The organism is Tamlana sedimenti (assembly GCF_038148895.1).
Taxonomy (GTDB): Bacteria; Bacteroidota; Bacteroidia; order Flavobacteriales; family Flavobacteriaceae; genus Tamlana.
Genome location: NZ_JBBVGQ010000001.1, coordinates 241,060 through 260,002 on the forward strand (window position 1 = coordinate 241,060; position 18,943 = coordinate 260,002).

The 18,943-nt window shown below is 36.5% G+C and carries 27 protein-coding genes; 2 read left to right on the forward strand and 25 right to left on the reverse strand.

From position 1 onward, the window contains the following. Position 1 precedes the first annotated feature (1 nt). From secY to rpsL, 25 genes are all read right to left on the reverse strand, one after another. Positions 2-1,354 carry a preprotein translocase subunit SecY gene (gene secY, locus WJN01_RS01055; RefSeq protein WP_445195316.1) on the reverse strand — a complete coding sequence of 451 codons (1,353 nt, stop codon included), beginning with the start codon at positions 1,352-1,354 and terminating at the stop codon, positions 2-4. Between the two features lie 14 nt (positions 1,355-1,368). Then, positions 1,369-1,821 carry a 50S ribosomal protein L15 gene (rplO, locus tag WJN01_RS01060; protein ID WP_445195317.1) on the reverse strand — a complete coding sequence of 151 codons (453 nt, stop codon included), beginning with the start codon at positions 1,819-1,821 and terminating at the stop codon, positions 1,369-1,371. A gap of 16 nt (positions 1,822-1,837) precedes the next feature. Beyond that, on the reverse strand, positions 1,838-2,017 hold the full coding sequence (gene rpmD / locus WJN01_RS01065; protein WP_370477948.1) for a 50S ribosomal protein L30: 180 nt from the start codon (positions 2,015-2,017) through the stop codon (positions 1,838-1,840). An 11-nt stretch (positions 2,018-2,028) separates the two neighbouring features. Then, a complete protein-coding gene (rpsE, locus tag WJN01_RS01070; RefSeq protein ID WP_370477946.1) occupies positions 2,029-2,553 on the reverse strand; it encodes a 30S ribosomal protein S5 in 525 nt (174 codons plus the stop codon). Between the two features lie 6 nt (positions 2,554-2,559). After that, positions 2,560-2,916 carry a 50S ribosomal protein L18 gene (gene rplR, locus WJN01_RS01075; protein WP_445195318.1) on the reverse strand — a complete coding sequence of 119 codons (357 nt, stop codon included), beginning with the start codon at positions 2,914-2,916 and terminating at the stop codon, positions 2,560-2,562. Between the two features lie 10 nt (positions 2,917-2,926). Continuing rightward, positions 2,927-3,469, reverse strand: coding sequence for a 50S ribosomal protein L6 (rplF, locus tag WJN01_RS01080; RefSeq protein WP_445195319.1), 543 nt, complete (start codon positions 3,467-3,469; stop codon positions 2,927-2,929). 18 nt (positions 3,470-3,487) lie between these two features. Continuing rightward, complete coding sequence (gene rpsH, locus WJN01_RS01085; protein WP_370477941.1) at positions 3,488-3,886, reverse strand: 30S ribosomal protein S8; 399 nt, start codon at positions 3,884-3,886, stop codon at positions 3,488-3,490. 68 nt (positions 3,887-3,954) lie between these two features. Beyond that, on the reverse strand, positions 3,955-4,224 hold the full coding sequence (gene rpsN, locus WJN01_RS01090; RefSeq protein ID WP_445195320.1) for a 30S ribosomal protein S14: 270 nt from the start codon (positions 4,222-4,224) through the stop codon (positions 3,955-3,957). A 3-nt stretch (positions 4,225-4,227) separates the two neighbouring features. Continuing rightward, complete coding sequence (gene rplE / locus WJN01_RS01095; protein ID WP_445195321.1) at positions 4,228-4,779, reverse strand: 50S ribosomal protein L5; 552 nt, start codon at positions 4,777-4,779, stop codon at positions 4,228-4,230. Between the two features lie 2 nt (positions 4,780-4,781). Beyond that, positions 4,782-5,093 carry a 50S ribosomal protein L24 gene (gene rplX / locus WJN01_RS01100; RefSeq protein ID WP_445195322.1) on the reverse strand — a complete coding sequence of 104 codons (312 nt, stop codon included), beginning with the start codon at positions 5,091-5,093 and terminating at the stop codon, positions 4,782-4,784. Between the two features lie 15 nt (positions 5,094-5,108). Then, positions 5,109-5,477, reverse strand: a complete 369-nt coding sequence (rplN, locus tag WJN01_RS01105; protein ID WP_027138502.1) for a 50S ribosomal protein L14 — start codon at positions 5,475-5,477, stop codon at positions 5,109-5,111. Positions 5,478-5,479: 2 nt separating this feature from the next. Then, positions 5,480-5,737, reverse strand: coding sequence for a 30S ribosomal protein S17 (rpsQ, locus tag WJN01_RS01110; protein ID WP_042245209.1), 258 nt, complete (start codon positions 5,735-5,737; stop codon positions 5,480-5,482). A 12-nt stretch (positions 5,738-5,749) separates the two neighbouring features. After that, the gene (gene rpmC / locus WJN01_RS01115) at positions 5,750-5,941 is read right to left on the reverse strand and encodes a 50S ribosomal protein L29 (RefSeq protein WP_370477935.1); all 192 of its coding nucleotides are present in this window, start codon (positions 5,939-5,941) and stop codon (positions 5,750-5,752) included. Between the two features lie 13 nt (positions 5,942-5,954). Continuing rightward, on the reverse strand, positions 5,955-6,374 hold the full coding sequence (rplP, locus tag WJN01_RS01120) for a 50S ribosomal protein L16 (RefSeq protein ID WP_370477933.1): 420 nt from the start codon (positions 6,372-6,374) through the stop codon (positions 5,955-5,957). Positions 6,375-6,395: 21 nt separating this feature from the next. Continuing rightward, positions 6,396-7,115: a 30S ribosomal protein S3 gene (rpsC, locus tag WJN01_RS01125; RefSeq protein ID WP_445195323.1), complete on the reverse strand. Its 720-nt coding sequence runs from the start codon at positions 7,113-7,115 to the stop codon at positions 6,396-6,398. Positions 7,116-7,122: 7 nt separating this feature from the next. Further along, positions 7,123-7,530 carry a 50S ribosomal protein L22 gene (gene rplV, locus WJN01_RS01130; protein ID WP_445195324.1) on the reverse strand — a complete coding sequence of 136 codons (408 nt, stop codon included), beginning with the start codon at positions 7,528-7,530 and terminating at the stop codon, positions 7,123-7,125. Between the two features lie 6 nt (positions 7,531-7,536). Then, positions 7,537-7,815, reverse strand: coding sequence for a 30S ribosomal protein S19 (gene rpsS / locus WJN01_RS01135; RefSeq protein ID WP_027880209.1), 279 nt, complete (start codon positions 7,813-7,815; stop codon positions 7,537-7,539). Positions 7,816-7,818: 3 nt separating this feature from the next. Next, positions 7,819-8,646: a 50S ribosomal protein L2 gene (rplB, locus tag WJN01_RS01140; protein ID WP_370477928.1), complete on the reverse strand. Its 828-nt coding sequence runs from the start codon at positions 8,644-8,646 to the stop codon at positions 7,819-7,821. A 10-nt stretch (positions 8,647-8,656) separates the two neighbouring features. Beyond that, the gene (gene rplW / locus WJN01_RS01145; protein WP_370477926.1) at positions 8,657-8,947 is read right to left on the reverse strand and encodes a 50S ribosomal protein L23; all 291 of its coding nucleotides are present in this window, start codon (positions 8,945-8,947) and stop codon (positions 8,657-8,659) included. A 7-nt stretch (positions 8,948-8,954) separates the two neighbouring features. Then, positions 8,955-9,584 (reverse strand): 50S ribosomal protein L4, encoded by a 630-nt coding sequence (gene rplD / locus WJN01_RS01150; protein ID WP_445195325.1) that lies wholly within the window; start codon positions 9,582-9,584, stop codon positions 8,955-8,957. Next, complete coding sequence (rplC, locus tag WJN01_RS01155; RefSeq protein WP_370477922.1) at positions 9,584-10,201, reverse strand: 50S ribosomal protein L3; 618 nt, start codon at positions 10,199-10,201, stop codon at positions 9,584-9,586. Before rplC ends, rplD begins: the two co-directional genes overlap by 1 nt. A 137-nt stretch (positions 10,202-10,338) precedes the next feature. After that, positions 10,339-10,644 (reverse strand): 30S ribosomal protein S10, encoded by a 306-nt coding sequence (rpsJ, locus tag WJN01_RS01160; RefSeq protein ID WP_019386266.1) that lies wholly within the window; start codon positions 10,642-10,644, stop codon positions 10,339-10,341. 11 nt (positions 10,645-10,655) lie between these two features. Continuing rightward, positions 10,656-12,782, reverse strand: coding sequence for an elongation factor G (gene fusA / locus WJN01_RS01165; protein WP_445195326.1), 2,127 nt, complete (start codon positions 12,780-12,782; stop codon positions 10,656-10,658). Positions 12,783-12,788: 6 nt separating this feature from the next. Further along, on the reverse strand, positions 12,789-13,265 hold the full coding sequence (gene rpsG / locus WJN01_RS01170) for a 30S ribosomal protein S7 (protein WP_370477918.1): 477 nt from the start codon (positions 13,263-13,265) through the stop codon (positions 12,789-12,791). A 21-nt stretch (positions 13,266-13,286) separates the two neighbouring features. After that, positions 13,287-13,661 (reverse strand): 30S ribosomal protein S12, encoded by a 375-nt coding sequence (gene rpsL / locus WJN01_RS01175; RefSeq protein WP_053975748.1) that lies wholly within the window; start codon positions 13,659-13,661, stop codon positions 13,287-13,289. A gap of 260 nt (positions 13,662-13,921) precedes the next feature. On the opposite strand from rpsL, the gene WJN01_RS01180 reads away from it, so the two are divergent. Together WJN01_RS01180 and WJN01_RS01185 are read left to right on the forward strand one after the other, a co-directional pair. Beyond that, positions 13,922-15,532, forward strand: coding sequence for a POTRA domain-containing protein (locus WJN01_RS01180; protein WP_445195327.1), 1,611 nt, complete (start codon positions 13,922-13,924; stop codon positions 15,530-15,532). A gap of 287 nt (positions 15,533-15,819) precedes the next feature. Then, on the forward strand, positions 15,820-18,936 hold the full coding sequence (locus tag WJN01_RS01185) for a SusC/RagA family TonB-linked outer membrane protein (protein ID WP_445195328.1): 3,117 nt from the start codon (positions 15,820-15,822) through the stop codon (positions 18,934-18,936). The last annotated feature ends 7 nt before the right edge of the window (positions 18,937-18,943 follow it).

Here is an 18,943-nt window from a genome sequence, read left to right on the forward strand (position 1 = left end):
ATTAAGCTACTGCTTTTCTATTTTTACCAGTCTTCATCAAACCATCATAGTGCCTGTTCAACAAATAAGAATTTATTTGTTGCATCGTGTCAATTGCAACTCCAACCATAATCAATAGCGAGGTTCCTCCAAAGAATAAAGCCCATCCTTGTTGCACACCCATAAGCTTTACAATAAATGCTGGGAACACAGCAATAAGTGCCAAGAATATAGATCCAGGCAAGGTTATTTGGGACATTATTTTATCCAAATACTCAGATGTTTCAGAACCTGGACGGATGCCAGGAATAAAACCTCCACTACGTTTTAAATCGTCTGCCATTTTATTGGTAGGTACCGTAATTGCCGTATAAAAATAAGTAAACACTATGATTAACAAAGCAAATGTAATGTTATAAACCAATCCAAAAATATCTGAATAATTGGTTTGCAACCATGTTCCAAATGCCGTTTCTTTTAGCAAGTTACTACCTATCAAACCTGGCACAAACATAATAGCCTGAGCAAAGATAATTGGCATTACACCAGATGCATTTAGCTTTAATGGAATGTATTGTCTTGAACCAGCCATGGCACTTTTTTCATAACCACCACTAGCTGTTCTTCTAGCATATTGTACAGCTATTTTTCTCACGGCCATTACCAACATAATTGAAGCAAGGATGATAACAAACCAGATTACCAATTCAATTAAAATCATCATCAAGCCACCATTGCCACCACCTTCAAGTCTAGTTGCAGCATTTTGTAAAAATGTTTGAGGTAACGTAGCAATGATACCAACCATAATCAATAAGGAAATACCATTACCAATACCTTTATCAGTAATTTTTTCTCCCAACCACATCGCGAAGATACAGCCTGTTACCAAAATAGTAACTGAAGAGAAATAGAATAAAGGACCAGTACCTAACAAGAAAGCGCTTTGAGGAATACCAAGAGCTGGCAAACTGGCTAAGTAGCCCGGAGCTTGCAATAGACAGATAGCAATGGTCAACCAACGCGTAATCTGATTTATTTTCTTTTGTCCGCTAGCACCTTCTTTTTGCAACTTTTGCAAATAAGGAATGGCAATACCCATTAATTGTACCACAATAGAAGCAGAAATGTAAGGCATGATACCTAAGGCAAAAACCGAAGCATTGGCAAATGCACCACCAGTAAAGGCATTAAGCAAACCTAATAAACCGCTATCGGTTTTATCGGCCAAACCACTTAACTGAGCTGCATCAATACCTGGTAACACCACTTGGGCACCAAAACGATAAACCAATAACAGACTCAAAGTAACAATGATTCTGTTTCTTAGTTCCTCAATTTTCCAAACATTCTTTATTGATTCTATAAATTTCATACTTATAATAAGTCTTATAAAGTTACAGCTTCTCCACCAGCAGCTTCAATAGCCGCTTTTGCTGAAGCAGTAAACTTATTAGCAGATACTTTTAATTTCGCCTTTAATTCACCTCTACCTAAAATTTTAACTAGGTCGTTTTTGCCAACCAAACGGTTTGCAAACAAGGTTTCCAAATCAACTGTATCTGTTATCTTTTTGTCATCAACCAATTGCTGTAAGGTATCTAAATTAATGCCTTGGTAAGCAACACGGTTAATATTTGTAAAACCAAATTTAGGAACACGTCTTTGAAGTGGCATTTGTCCACCTTCAAATCCTACTTTCTTAGAGTATCCTGAACGAGATTTAGCTCCTTTGTGTCCACGAGTTGCTGTGCCACCTTTTCCAGAACCTTGTCCTCTACCTACTCTTTTCCCTTGGCTTTTTACTGAACCTTCTGCAGGTTGTAAATTACTTAAATCCATTTTCAGTTTTATATTTTTAAGCTTCCTCAACAGAAACTAAATGTGAAACTTTAGCAACCATACCAAGAATATTTGGTGTAGCTTCGTGCTCTTTTACTTGACCAATCTTGTTAAGACCAAGAGCTTCTAAAGTTCTTTTTTGTCTTTGTGTGCGATTGATTGCGCTTTTAACTTTTGTTACTTTAATCTTTGCCATTTCTGTCTGTATTAAGCGTTAAAAACTTTTTCAAGTGAAATACCTCTGTCTCTAGCAATGGTATTAGCATCTCTTAACTGCAATAGGGCATCAAAAGTAGCTTTTACCACGTTGTGTGGGTTTGAAGACCCTTGAGATTTTGATAATACATCGTGTACACCAACGGCCTCTAATACTGTTCTTACAGCACCACCGGCAATTACACCTGTACCTTCGGCAGCAGGAATAATGTTTACTCTTGCTCCACCATATTTTCCTTTTTGCTCGTGAGGTAATGTTTTTCCTTTTAAAGGAATGCGAACAAGGTTTTTCTTAGCATCTTCAACGGCCTTTGCAATTGCACTTGCAACGTCTTTAGATTTTCCTAAACCTTGGCCAACAACACCAGCTTCATCACCAACTACAACAATTGCTGAAAAACCAAATGCTCTACCACCTTTAGTTACTTTAGTAACCCTTTGTACACCAACTAAACGATCTTTAAGATCTAATCCACCTGGTTTTACTAACTCTGCACTTTTATATTTTTGAAACATAATATCTTAGAATTTTAGTCCGCCTTCTCTAGCTCCTTCAGCTAATTGTTTAACTCTTCCATGGTACAAATACCCGCCTCTATCAAAAGAAACTGTATCTACACCAGCTTTTAAGGCCTTTTCAGCAAGTGCTTTACCTACTAATTTAGCCACTTCAGCTTTAGTTGCTTTTGCAGAACTAATGTCTTTATCTCTTGAAGATGCAGCACTGATTGTGTTACCAGTTACGTCATCTACCAACTGAGCATAAATTTCTTTGTTACTTCTATAAACAGCCAATCTTGGTCTTGCTCCTGTACCAGAAACAACCTTACGGATTCTGTTTTTTATTCTTAGTCTTCTTTCGTTCTTTGTCAATGCCATAACTTAATTATTAAGCTGATTTACCTGCTTTTCTTCTTATTACTTCACCAACAAACTTGATTCCTTTTCCTTTGTAAGGCTCAGGTCTTCTAAAACCACGAATCTTCGCTGCTACTTGACCAACTAATTGTTTATCATGAGAAGTTAATTTAACTATTGGGTTTTTACCTTTTTCAGTTACCGTTTCAACTTTAACTTCTGGAGCTAAATCTAAAATGATGTTGTGTGAAAAACCTAATGCTAAATCTAATTTTTGCCCTTGGTTAGATGCTCTATAACCTACACCTACCAATTCTAGTTCTTTGGTCCATCCTTTTGAAACACCTTTGATCATGTTGTTCAACAACGCTCTGTACAGACCGTGTTTTGCTTTTTGATCTTTAGTGTCAGATGAACGTGTTACTAACACATTGCTTCCTTCTACTTTTATTTCAACAGAATCAAACTCCTGTGTTAGCTCGCCTAATTTTCCTTTTACAGTTACTAAGTTGTCGTTAACATCAACTGTTACACCTTCTGGAATGGCTACTGGATTATTTCCTATTCTTGACATTTCTTTGGGTATTAAAAATTAGTATACGTAACATAAAACCTCACCACCTACATTATCTCTTTTGGCTTGTTTACCTGTCATAACTCCATGAGAAGTTGAAACAATGGCAATACCAAGACCGTTAAGAATTCTAGGTAAATCTTTGGCACTGGCATACTTACGTAAACCTGGCGTACTGATTCTTTGAAGTTTCTTAATTACTGGCTCTTTAGTTTCTTTGTTGTACTTAAGCGCAATTTTTATTGTGCCTTGTACCGTGGAATCATCAAACTTGTAACTTAAAATATATCCTTGCTCGAATAATATTTTAGTGATGTCCTTTTTTAAATTAGACGCTGGAATCTCCACCACTCTGTGGTTGGCACGTACCGCGTTTCTAATTCTTGTCAAAAAATCCGCAATTGGATCTGAATACATAATGAATTGATTTTGTGGTTTTGGTTTTCGAACTGTTTCGAACCTTAAACCTGATTATTTAAATAATATTACCAACTTGCTTTTTTAACGCCAGGGATAAGACCTTGGTTGGCCATTTCTCTGAACATAACACGAGAAATACCAAACGTACGCATGTAACCTTTTGGTCTTCCTGTTAACTTACATCTATTATGCATACGAATAGGAGATGCGTTTTTAGGCAGCTTTTGTAATGCTTCGTACTCTCCAGCTTCTTTCAAAGCTTTACGTTTTGCAGCATACTTGGCTACTGTTTTAGCTCTTTTTACCTCACGGGCTTTCATTGATTCTTTAGCCATATCTTAGTTCTTTTGAAAAGGTAATCCTAATTCGGTTAATAATGATTTTGCTTCCTTATCAGTTTCAGCAGAAGTTACAAATGTAATATCCATACCAGAAATCCTGTTCACTTTATCAATGTTGATTTCTGGGAATATAATTTGCTCGGTAATTCCTAAATTGTAATTACCTCTTCCATCAAAACCTGTAGCTTTAATTCCGTTAAAATCTCTAACACGCGGAAGTGCTGAAGTAACCAAACGATCTAAAAACTCATACATTCTTTCTCCGCGTAAAGTTACTTTAGCGCCAATTGGCATACCTTTACGTAATTTAAAAGATGCAACGTCTTTTTTAGAAATTGTAGCTACGGCTTTTTGTCCAGATATAGAGGTTAACTCTTCTACAGCGTAGTCAATTAACTTTTTGTCTGCAACTGCAGCACCAACACCTTTAGATATTACTATCTTTTCAAGTTTAGGCACTTGCATTACATTTTTATATCCAAATTCGTCTGTAAGAGCTGCAATTACTCTGCTTTTGTACTCTTGTTTAAGTCTAGGTGAATATGCCATAACTAAATTACTTCATTAGATTTTGTTGAAAATCTTACTTTTTTATCGCCTTCCATTCTGTAACCAACTCTTGTTGCTTCTCCTTTTGCGGTTAACAACGATAAGTTAGAAATATGAATGGCAGCTTCTTTCTCTACGATTCCTCCTTGAGGGTTTTGAGCACTTGGTTTAGTGTGTTTTTTAACCAAGTTTACACCTTCAACAATCGCTTTGTTCTTGTCTATTAATACCTTTTGTACTTTACCTTCAGCACCTTTATGGTCTCCAGCAATTACTTTTACGGTATCTCCAGTTTTTATTTTAAGCTTTCCCATCTTAATATTTTTGTATTAAAGCACTTCTGGTGCTAATGATACAATCTTCATGAATTGTTTGTCACGAAGTTCTCTTGCAACAGGACCAAATACACGCGTACCTCTCATTTCACCCGCTGGGTTCAACAATACACATGCGTTATCGTCAAATCTTATGTAAGATCCGTCTGGTCGTCGCACTTCTTTTACAGTACGTACTACTACTGCAGTAGAAACAGCACCTTTTTTAATGTTACCATTAGGTGTTGCGTCTTTTACTGAAACAACTATTTTGTCTCCTACAGAAGCATATCTTCTTTTAGTACCACCCAGAACACGTATTGTTAATACTTCTTTTGCTCCAGTGTTGTCCGCTACTTTAAGTCTTGATTCTTGTTGTACCATGATTACTTCGCTCTTTCAATTATTTCAACTAATCTCCAACATTTAGATTTACTCATAGGACGAGTTTCCATGATCCTTACAGTATCTCCTTCGTTGCAGTCATTTTTTTCGTCGTGCGCAACATATTTCTTAGTTTTTAACACGAACTTACCATACATAGGATGTTTTACTTTTTTAACCTCAGAAACCACAATAGATTTCTGCATTTTGTTGCTAGTAACAACACCTATACGTTCTTTTCTTAAATTTCTTGTTTCCATATTTAAGCAGAATTATTGTGAATCTCTTTTAGTTAATTCAGTCGCAATTCTAGCTACGGTACGTCTGATGGTACGTAGTTGAATTGGATTTTCTAAAGGAGATATTGCATGAGCCAATTTCAGGTCTGAATAACTCTTTTTAGTTTCACTAAGCTTCTCTTGTAACTCAGCTACAGATAATTCTTTAATTTCTGATTGTTTCATAATATCAAATAAATTATGCTTCGTAATCTCTAGCGATTAAAAACTTAGTTTTTACTGGTAGTTTTTGTGCAGCCAGACGCAATGCTTCTTTAGCAATGTCTAATGGCACACCTCCTACTTCAAAAAGTACTCTTCCTGGTTTAACTACTGCTACCCAAAGTTCAACAGCACCTTTACCTTTACCCATACGCACTTCAAGAGGCTTTTTTGTGATAGGCTTGTCTGGAAATATTTTAATCCAAAGTTGACCTTCCCTTTTCATGTAACGTGTGGCGGCAATACGAGCTGCTTCAATTTGTCTTGATGTGATAAACACAGAATCTAACGCTTTTATTCCAAAAGTTCCGCTTGATAGTTGATGCCCTCTTCCGGCATTACCCTTCATGCGTCCTTTTTGCTGCTTACGAAATTTTGTTCTTTTAGGCTGTAACATTTTTCTTTACTTTATAAAAAATTACTTTCTACGACGTGGTGCTTTTGTTCCACGTCCGGCTCCACCTTTTCCACCTTGCTTTTTAGATAGTCCTACAAGCGGAGAAAGCTCTCTTTTACCATATACTTCACCTTTCATGATCCATACTTTTACACCCAATCTACCGTAAGTAGTGTGTGCCTCAACTAAAGCATAGTCAATATCGGCTCTAAAGGTTGATAAAGGAATACGTCCTTCTTTGTAGTGTTCATTACGTGCCATCTCGGCACCGTTTAAACGACCACTGATTTGAACTTTAATTCCTTCAGCATTCATACGCATTGTAGCAGCAATAGCCATTTTGATTGCACGACGGTAAGAGATACGATTCTCTATTTGACGAGCAATACTTGATGCTACTAAAAATGCATCCAGTTCAGGTCTTTTAATTTCAAAAATGTTTATCTGAACTTCTTTTCCGGTAATCTTTTTAAGCTCTTCTTTTAACTTGTCTACCTCCTGGCCACCTTTACCAATAATGATACCTGGGCGAGCCGTAGTGATAGTAACGGTTACAAGTTTTAAAGTACGCTCAATGATTACTCTACTTACACTAGCTTTAGAAAGACGTACGTGAACGTATTTTCTAATCTTATCGTCTTCGGCAAGTTTGTCGCCATAATCGTCTCCTCCGTACCAGTTAGATTCCCATCCTCTGATAATTCCTAAGCGATTTCCGATTGGATTTGTTTTTTGTCCCATACTCTTATTAAGCTTGTGTGTTATTGTTTGCTCCAACCACTAATGTTACATGGTTTGAACGTTTTCTAATTCTGTGTGCACGACCTTGAGGTGCTGGACGCAATCTCTTTAACATAGATCCACCATCAACTCTAATCTCCTTTACAAATAATTCTGCAGATTCAACATCAGCATCCTCATTCTTTGCTTGCCAGTTAGCGATAGCTGATAATAACAACTTCTCTAAACGGCTAGATGCTTCTTTTTGGTTGAACTTTAAGATATTAAGTGCATTCTCCACCTTTTCACCTCTTACTAAATCGGCTACTAAGCGCATTTTTCTTGGTGACGTAGGACAATTATTAAGTTTTGCAAAAGCAACTTCCTTCTTTGCTTCCTTAATAGCGTCTGCCATTTGTTTTTTACGACTTCCCATAGCTTACTACTTTTTACCTTTATTTTTAGCACCTGCATGCCCACGGAATGAACGTGTTGGTGAAAATTCTCCTAATTTATGGCCCACCATGTTCTCAGTTACATAAACTGGTACAAATTGACGGCCATTGTGTACTGCTATGGTTTGTCCAACAAAATCTGGAGTAATCATACTAGCACGAGACCAAGTTTTGATTACAGTTTTTTTGTTAGCTTCAACATTTGCAGCCACTTTTTTCTCTAATTTATAATGAACGTAAGGTCCTTTTTTTAATGATCTTGCCATGTCTTATTTCTTTCTACGTTCTACAATATATTTATTACTTGCTTTTGTTTTAGAACGTGTTCTATAACCTTTAGCTGGTATACCGTTTCTAGATCTTGGGTGTCCTCCTGAAGCACGACCTTCACCACCACCCATTGGGTGATCGATTGGGTTCATAACTACTGGTCTAGTTCTTGGACGTCTGCCCAACCATCTTGTTCTACCTGCTTTACCACTAACTTGTAATTGGTGATCTGAGTTTGAAACCACACCAATGGTTGCCATACAAGTGGTTAACACCAAACGTGTTTCGCCTGAAGGCAATTTAATAGTGGCAAACTTACCATCTCTTGCCATTAACTGAGCAAAAGCACCGGCACTACGTGCCATAACAGCACCTTGTCCTGGACGTAACTCAACACAAGAAATAATGGTTCCTAATGGAATTTCACCTAAAGGCATAGCATTTCCAATTTCTGGAGCAATACCTTCTTTACCAGATACTACATTTTGCCCAACTTGCAATCCGTTTTGAGCAACGATGTATCTTTTTTCACCATCTTGATAATTCAATAAAGCGATAAAAGCCGTTCTGTTTGGATCGTACTCAATTGTTTTAACCTCAGCAGGAATTCCTGCTTTGTCTCTTTTAAAATCGATAATACGATACTTCTTTTTATGACCACCACCAATGTAGCGCATGGTCATTTTTCCTTGACTGTTTCTACCACCAGACTTTTTGTTCGGAGCTAATAAACTTTTCTCCGGCTTATCAGTAGTTATGGCGTCAAATCCATTTACTACTCTAAAACGCTGTCCTGGTGTGATTGGTTTTAATTTTCTTACTGACATTGTTGTCTAATTACATGTTACTGTATAAATCAATCATTTCACCTTCCGCCAGTTGTACAATCGCTTTTTTAACAGCGTTTGTTTTACCATGTTGAATACCTGTTTTTGTGTAACGGGTTCTTCTATCTGGACGGACATTTATAGTACGAACTTTTTCAACAGAAACACCATAAGCAGCCTCAACCGCTTTTTTGATTTCTATCTTATTCGCCTTTGTATCAACCGCGAAAGTATAGCAGTTTCTTAACTCGCTATCTGCAGTCGCTTTTTCTGTGATTATAGGTTTAATTAAGATACTCATCTGTTTCTTATTTACTTAAGTTTGATTCAATTCCTTCTAAAGCTCCTTCTAAAAGCACTACTTGATTAGCATTCATGATTTTATAAGTACTTAATTCTGAAGTAGTTATAACCTCTGAGCTTTTTAAATTGCGCGATGACAAATATACGTTATTATTTGACCCACCCAACACAAACAGAGATTTTTTGTTTTCAAGCTCTAAAGCCTTTAAAACTGCTGTAAAGTTCTTTGTTTTTGGCGCATCAAAATTAAAGTCTTCTAAAACTGTAATTGATTGATCACCAGCTTTGATACTTAATGCAGATCTACGTGCTAAACGCTTAAGGTTTTTGTTAAGTTTGAAGCTGTAATTTCTTGGTCTTGGACCGAACATACGCCCACCACCTTTAAATACACCAGACTTAATACTACCAGCTCTAGCTGTACCAGTTCCTTTTTGCTTTTTAATCTTACGAGTGCTTCCAGAAATCTCAGCTCTTTCTTTAGATTTGTGAGTTCCTTGACGTTGATTGGCCAAATATTGCTTAACATCTAAATACACAGCGTGATTATTAGGCTCAATAGCAAACACATCTTTAGAAAGGTCTGCCTTTCTACCTGTGTCTTTTCCGTTTATATCTAAAACTGCTACTTTCATTACTTTCTAATAATTACATAAGAATTTTTGTGTCCAGGCACACAACCTTTAACAACAAGTAAGTTCTTTTCAGCAACTACTTTCAAAACTCTTAAATTTTCAACTTTAACCTTTTCTCCACCAGTTCTTCCGGCCATTTTCATGCCTTTAAACACTCTTGCAGGATAAGAAGCCGCACCAATAGAACCAGGGGCTCTTAAACGGTTGTGCTGACCGTGGGTAGCTTGACCTACACCACCAAAACCGTGACGTTTTACAACACCTTGGAAACCTTTTCCTTTTGAAGTTCCGGAAATGTCAACAAACTCTCCTTCAATAAAATGTTCAACAGTGATTGCATCACCTAATTTGTACTCCTCCTCAAAACCTTTGAATTCAACAACTTTGCGTTTTACAGAAGTACCCGCTTTTTTGGCATGACCTAAGTCTGCTTTTGTAGCGCTTTTTTCTGTCGCGTCATCGAAACCAAGCTGAACAGCTTCGTAGCCATCAACTTCTTTAGTTCTGACTTGGGTAACGATACATGGTCCAGCTTCGATTACTGTACAAGGAATGTTTTTCCCGTTTTCATCGAAGATGCTGGTCATACCGATTTTCTTTCCAATTAACCCAGACATAATTATTAATTTAATTTATTACTTATTTAAAAAATTTCAGGGACAAAATACCTTTCGTCCCTGAAATGTATTTTTCCGTTTTTCCCGCGACCGCATCGGTGGGACATGTTAACTTCGGCTTTTAACCGAAATTGAAATTATACCTTAATCTCTACTTCAACACCACTTGGTAATTCAAGCTTCATTAACGCATCAATGGTTTTTGATGACGAAGAGTAAATATCAAGTAAACGCTTGTAAGAGCTTAATTGAAATTGTTCTCTTGATTTCTTGTTTACGTGAGGTGAACGTAAAACAGTGAAAATTTTCTTGTTCGTTGGTAACGGAATTGGTCCTGTTACAACGGCACCTGTACTCTTTACTGTTTTTACAATCTTATCAGCAGATTTATCTACCAAGTTGTGATCGTAAGATTTTAATTTTATTCTGATTTTTTGACTCATTTTCTTAGATTTTAAGCTTCAACACCTTTAGCTGCCTTAATCACTTCTTCAGATATATTTGAAGGTGTTTCAGCATAATGTGAAAATTCCATTGTTGACGTTGCACGACCTGATGATAAGGTTCTTAATGTAGTTACATAACCAAACATTTCTGATAAAGGCACAGTAGCTTTTACAGTTTTTGCACCTGCTCTGTCACCCATATCGCTTACTTGACCACGACGTCTGTTCAAATCTCCTACAATGTCACCCATGTTTTCTTCAGGAGTAATTACCTCAAGTTTCATAATAGGCTCCATGATTACAGCTTTTGCAGCTTTTGCAGCAGCTTTAAATCCAAGTTTTGCAGCCAATTCGAATGATAATTGATCAGAATCCACATCATGGTAAGAACCATCAGTCAATGTTACTTTCATCGCATCAACTTCATATCCTGCCAATGGACCATTAACCATAGCCATTTTAAATCCTTTTTCAATTGAAGGGATAAATTCTTTAGGAACGTTACCACCTTTAATTTCAGAAACGAATTCTAGACCAACTTTTCCTTCTTCAGCTGGCTCCAACGTAAATACAATGTCAGCGAACTTACCACGACCACCAGATTGTTTTTTGTAAACTTCTCTGTGTTCAGCACGTTGTGTGATAGCTTCTTTGTACTCTACTTGTGGTTGACCTTGGTTAACTTCAACCTTAAACTCACGTTTAAGACGGTCAACAATAATATCTAAGTGAAGCTCACCCATTCCAGAAATAATAGTCTGTCCTGAAGCTTCATCAGTTCTTACAGTAAATGTTGGGTCTTCTTCAGCCAATTTACCTAAAGCCATACCTAACTTATCAACATCAGCTTTAGTTTTAGGCTCAACAGCAATACCAATTACTGGATCAGGGAAATTCATTGATTCAAGAACGATAGGATGTTTTTCATCAGACATGGTATCACCAGTCTTGATATCTTTAAATCCTACTGCTGCTCCAATATCTCCTGCTTCAATAAATTCAATTGCATTTTGCTTGTTTGAATGCATTTGATAGATACGAGAGATACGCTCCTTTTTACCTGAACGGTTATTTAAGATGTAAGAACCAGCATCTAAACGACCAGAATAAGCACGGAAGAATGCCAAACGACCTACGAAAGGATCGGTAGCAATTTTAAACGCCAATGCAGAAAAAGGCGCATTTACATCTGGCTTACGTGTTTCTTCTTTTTCAGTTTCAGGGTTGATTCCCTTAATGTTGTCTCTATCTAAAGGAGAAGGCAAATAACGACATACAGCATCTAATAAAAATTGTACGCCTTTGTTTTTAAATGAAGAACCACAAATCATAGGAATGATTGCCATATCCATTACAGCAGCTCTAAGCGCAGCGTGCACTTCGTCTTCTGTAATAGAATCTTCATCTTCCATGAATTTCTCTAATAAGTTCTCATCGTAAGTTGCTACTTCTTCAATAAGTAAAGCCCTGTATTTTTTAGCCTCAGCCTTTAATTCATCTGGAATTTCAATAACATCAAAAGTTGCCCCTTGAGTTTCATCATGCCAAACGATAGCTCTGTTTTTTACTAAGTCAACAATACCTTTAAAATCTATTTCGTCACCAATGTTCAAAACGATTGGTACCGCGTTAGATTTCAACATGTCTTTAACCTGTTGGCAAACTGCCATAAAGTTAGCGCCTTGACGGTCCATTTTATTTACGAACCCAATACGTGGTACTTTATAGTTGTCTGCAAGTCTCCAGTTAGTTTCAGATTGTGGCTCAACACCATCAACCGCACTAAACAAGAACACTAAACCATCCAATACACGTAATGAACGGTTTACCTCAACAGTAAAATCAACGTGACCTGGAGTATCTATAATATTAAAGTGATAACCTTTGGTTTCATCGGTAGGCTGACCATTTTTCAATGGGAACTGCCAAGTACAAGTTGTTGCAGCCGAAGTAATGGTAATACCTCTTTCCTGCTCTTGCTCCATCCAGTCCATAGTAGCCGCACCATCGTGCACCTCACCTATTTTATGAGAAACTCCTGTATAATATAGTATACGCTCTGTTGTTGTTGTTTTACCAGCATCAATATGAGCCGCAATACCAATATTTCTTGTGAATTTTAAATCTCTTGCCATTTCTTATTAAAATCTAAAGTGTGAGAATGCTTTGTTAGCTTCCGCCATCTTGTGGGTGTCCACTCTTTTCTTAACCGCCGCTCCTTCTTCTTTAGCTGCTGCTAAAATTTCTGAAGCTAAACGCAAAGCCATAGATTTTTCATTTCTTTTACGTGAATAGCTGATTAGCCATTTCATTGCCGTAGATACCTTTCTGTCAGGACGAATTTGCATTGGAATTTGGAATGTTGCACCACCAACACGACGGCTACGTACTTCTACGTGAGGCATCACGTTTGACAACGCATCTTTCCAAAGCTCTAAAGCTGTTTTTTCTTCGTCAGTTTTTTTCGAGTCTACAATGTCAATAGCATCATAGAATACCTTAAAAGCGACAGACTTTTTTCCGTCCCACATCATCATGTTAACGAAACGAGTTACTAACTGGTCGTTAAAACGTGGATCTGGCAAAAGCGGTCTCTTTTTTGCTGCTCTTTTTCTCATGTCTTCTTCTTAAAGTTTTAATTACTTTTTAGGGCGTTTAGCACCATACTTAGATCTACGTTGTGTTCTACCGTTAACACCTGCTGTGTCAAGGGCACCACGCACAATGTGGTATCTAACTCCTGGCAAATCCTTTACCCTTCCGCCTCTAACCAATACTATCGAGTGCTCTTGTAGATTGTGCCCCTCACCACCGATGTATGCGTTAACCTCGTTTCCGTTTGTTAAACGAACCCTAGCTACCTTACGCATTGCTGAGTTAGGTTTTTTAGGAGTTGTTGTGTAAACACGAGTACATACACCACGTCTTTGCGGACAAGAATCTAAAGCAGCCGATTTACTCTTCTTGGTTATTTTGGCTCTTCCTTTTCTTACTAATTGCGAAATTGTTGGCATAAATATTAATATAAATTTTATAATCCTCTTATTAGAGGGCTGCAAAGGTAGAAATTAAAATGAATAATTCAAATCCTAATTAATTAATTTTCAAGTGAATTTGAAAATAATAATGTAGAGGATATTATTAGCATATATTTTCCGTTAGATTTACATCATTAAATCAACCCAATAACGTGCAAAAAACGTCCTGTTTATACCTTATTATATATGTCCTTTTTTCTTTTAAAGGTTTTTGCCAAAATCTAACATTAAAAATTTTGGGTGAAACTGAAACTGAAACAAGGGTTGTGGATTCTTTGGGCTATTCAAAAAAACACGTTGATTTTAATTCCATTACTACTGAGGTTGAGCAGACCCAAAACACCCTTTATAAAATTGGTTATATTGAAAATAAGGTTAATGGAATTGAAAAAATAAATGACTCGACATTTCATGCCCAAATTGCTCTGAAAACAAAATCCGATACCATATATATATACTACAAAAATGAAGATGTTGAAAAAGCAGTTTTAAAGACGATATCAAACCATGTTTTTGATGAATATTTTGTTCTTGAATTTTCACAAATTGAAAACGCATTGAATTTCATCAATTCTGAAATTTCAAAAAAAGGATTTCCTTTTTCAAAATTACAGCTGTCCAATATCACGGCCAAAAATGATAATACTTTGGATGCCGAATTAACTATTGAATCTTCAACACAGAAAAGAAACATCAATAATATTGTGATAAAGGGCTATCAAAAATTCCCAAAATCCTTTTTGAAACATTATTTAAAGGTCAAGTCTGGTCAAACATTTAATTTGGCAGCGATAAAAAAGAAAACCGAGCTGCTTGCAAATTTAAATTTTGCGAATGAAACAAAACCCCCAGAGGTTCTATTTTTGAAAGACTCGACGGAGCTTTATCTGTACCTTGAAAAATCGAGAAGCAACACCTTTGATGGGTTTTTGGGCTTTGGCACGAACGAAGAAACCAATCGGTTGGAATTTGACGGCTATTTAAACTTGAATTTGATAAATAATTTGAATTTTGGCGAATCGTTCAGGCTTTTATACAAAAGTGATGAAAACGACCAAAAAACATTTGAAGCGGATGCGTCATTGCCCTATTTATTCGATTCACCCATAGGAGTCGATTTACTGTTGAGGATATTTAAAAGAGATTCTTCCTTTACAACGGTAAATCAATCTGCCAAAATCCATTACCAAATAAATGCACAACATAAAATATTCTCAGGTATTGTTGCTACAGAGTCAAACAATTTGCTATCAACAAACTCTTCATTAAGCATTGAGGACTATAAAACACAGTTTTTCACAACTGGATACCAATTCCAGAAGGCCCAACCCTACAATCTACTTTTCCGTGTAAAGTCAAGAATCGATTTGGAAACGGGATTTGGAAACCGGAAAACAGAAACAAATACGGAAAAGCAATCATTGTTCAGTGTTGACGCATCTAACATCTTCAATTTAAACCAAAAAAATAGCATTTTTATTAGAGCCAACGGTGCTAATTTGGTTTCGGGCAACTATTTTGAAAACGAACTGCTCAGGTTTGGAGGCATTAACTCTATAAGAGGTTTCGAAGAAAACAGCCTGTTTGCATCACTTTTTGGTATTATTAATACGGAATACCGTTTTCAACTTAACAATGGCATTTACATTCACTCCATATTTGATACGGGCTATTTTGAAAACAAAATAACAGACACCCAACAAAAACTTTTTGGATACGGGTTTGGTTTTGGAATCTTGACAAAATCAGGGCTTTTTAAATTAAATTATGCGAACGGTAAAAACGAGGATTCTGAGTTTAAACTGTCCAATTCTAAAGTTCATATCAGTTTGAAAGCCAGTTTTTAGAATTTATTCCCTTTTTTTTAGGCTGAAGACTTTATTTTTTTTTGAAACCGAAAATCATTATAAATTCAAGCAAGTCAAAACAATTATGCATGCATAATTAAATGATTTTCAAACAAAAGAATTCATAGTAAACTTAAAAATTCATTAAATTTTATTGTCTCATTCTTTGGTTTCATTGCAAAAAGCACAATCAATTTTAAACTTAATCAAAAATTTTAACGGGAAATTATTGTTTTATTAACTTTATTTTAGGATTTTTGGAGTTGACTAATTCAAATAATTATAAAATGAAAACAAAGTTTAGTGGAATTCTAACGCTATTACTAGCGTTTGTTGTGCAGATAACTTTTGCACAAGAAAAGACAATTTCAGGTACAGTTTCAGATGGTTCTGGACTGCCCCTTCCTGGAGCAACTGTCTTAGTTAAAGGTACTACAAATGGTACATCATCTGATTTTGATGGTAATTATGCAATTAGAACTAGCCAAGGCTCAATTCTTGTGTTTAGTTTTGTTGGATATACCACTCAGGAGATTACGGTAGGCTCCTCTAACATTATTAACGTTACCTTGACGGAAGATGCGCAAGCATTGGAGGAAGTGGTTGTAACAGCCCAAGGTATTAAACGTGAAAAAAAGGCACTTGGTTATGCCGTAACTACAATTGAGTCGGACGCCATCGAAAACAAACCGGAAACAGATGTTGCCAAATTACTTACTGGTAAGGTTGCGGGTGTTCAGGTTAACACGGCTGGTGGATTCTTAGGACAATCTCCTAACGTTATCATCCGATCTAAAAACTCGATTACCGGCAACAACCAACCTCTATATATTGTGGATGGTATTCCTATTACTGGAGACCGTACTTTTGACCTTGACCCAAATAACATTGCATCTACTAGTGTACTTAAAGGTTTAGCGGCGTCCACCTTATACGGTGAGGATGGTAGAAACGGTGTAATCTTGATTACTACCAAAACAGGAGCTTCAGGTGAGCGTGATAAAAAGTTTGAAATTGAAATTATACAGACTACTTCTTTGTTAGATGTTGCAAACTTGCCGGAATACCAAAACAAATACGGACAAGGAGCAGATAATGCCATCAATACAACTTTCTTTGGAAACTGGGGTGCTGCGTTTAATGGCCAAATGGTTCCCCATCATTTAAACCTTGGAAGATATGCTGACGTTTTTCCTGAATTTCAGGGAAAAATGGTGGAATATAAAGCTGTTCCTGATAACGTTTCAGACTTCTTTAATGCCGAGTTGGCAACTACAACTTCTGTGTTGGTTTCCAAAAAAGTAGAAGATGCATCTTTCGCTTTTAATGTGAGTTATGCGGACCAAAAAGGTTTTGTGGAATCAAACTCCTTAAAAAGATTGAACCTGTCCTTTGGTGGAGACATAAAATTGAGCAACAAATTTTCGCTTAGTGCCAAAGCTGATTATAGCAACACAGATACTAATAGACCCAGTCTAAACGCTTTCCAGATATTGACTTGGATTCCTAGAAACTTGGACATCCATAACTTGCCTTACCAACATCCAGTAACGGGAGAAAGTGTTTATTATAGAACAGACGTTACAAACCCGATTTGGACCATTAAGAACTCAGGATATAATTTGGATACCGATCGTTTTATAGGTAGTGTCAATTTAACTTATGATTTTTCGGAAAAAACCAGTTTAAGATATACCTATGGTCTTGATTTATATAACGAGTTAAACTTCAACTACGTTAATAAAGGTGGTATTGATAGCCCTCTCGGGTTCATTCAAAGTTTTGATAATTACAATAGAGTACAAAACCACAGATTTATCTTAAATTTTAACAATATAGATTTTAATGATTCATTTTCTATGAATGGTCAATTAGGTTTTGAAACAAAAAATACCATTAGGGATGTATACGGTGTTCAAGGTACAGATCAGGTAGTTTATGGTTTTCTTGATTTAGACAATTATAGGGAATACAGCCCAATTACAAGTTGGTCTACTTTGGATGGTTTTGCCATTACTCCTTCAGAGCAAAATAGGATCGGTCTTTTTGGCGCGGTTGATTTTGCTTACAAAAATTATCTCTACTTAAACTTACAAGCCAGAAATGACTGGGGCTCTACGGTTGAAAAAGCCAACCAATCAATATTCTATCCCAGTGTGGCTCTATCATTTATCCCATCATCTGCTTTTGAAGGATTTGGAGGAGACTACTTGAAATTTAGAGCTAGTTACGGATCATCAGCTAGTTTCCCTGTAGCATACTTAACACGTCCGGCGCTTAGCTCTCAATCAAATGGATGGATTAATCCTTTTACCAATTCCATAGTAACGTTTAACTCGGTTAATACGTTCTTACCCAATCCAGATTTAAGTCCAGAGTTTTTGGAAGAATATGAGGTAGGTACTGAAGGTAGGTTTTTTAATAACCGTTTAACGTTTGATGTGTCTTTGTACCATAAAACAATTCAAGATCAAATTTTATACTCAGATCTACCAAATTCAACAGGGTTCGTTTTAACGCAAATTAATGCGGGTGATGTTGAAACTAAAGGTATAGAGGTTGGTTTAACCGTTACGCCGCTTAAATCAGAAAATTTCTTTTGGTCCATTAACAATAACTTCACCGCTTACGAATCTACGGTGCAAAACCTTCCAGTTGATTTAGTAACCATCGGCTCGGCTGATATTAACCATGCAATAAATGGAGAACCATTTGGTGTATTCAGAGGAACATATGCTGTAAAGGATGATGCAGGTAATTTAGTTATTGACCCTACTACTGGAAAAATTATTTTTAGTGACAATGTTGGTCTTCCTGACAAAATTATTGGAGACCCCAATGAAGATTTTAGATTTTCTACAATCAACACTATTTCATACAAAAACCTAAGTTTAAGTGCTCAATTAGAATATGTACATGGAGGTGATATTTATTCAAATACGGCTTCTAATTTATTAAGACGAGGTGTAACGATTGATACTCAAAGCAGAGAAGGTTCTTTTATCATTCCTGGGGTTTTGGGAGATCCTGAAACAGGTGAGCCTTTAACAGACAGTAATGGAGATAAGATTAAAAACAACATACAAATTGGACCAAACGACGTTTACTTCATAAACCTACAAGACGTTGATGAAAACTTGGTTTATGATGCTTCTGTGGTGCGCTTAAGAGATGTTTCCCTAAGCTATAAAATGTCTGAAAAGTTTTTGGAAAAGACACCGTTTGGATCAATATCATTTACACTTTCAGGTAATAACTTGTGGTATTCAACACCTAACTTACCAAAAGGATTAAATCTTGACCCAGAAGTATTGGCCACAGGACAAGGAAACACATTTGGAGTTGATTTCCAAAATGCTCCTTCTTACAAACAATACTCGTTTAGCGTCAAATTAACTTTTTAAAAAAAAT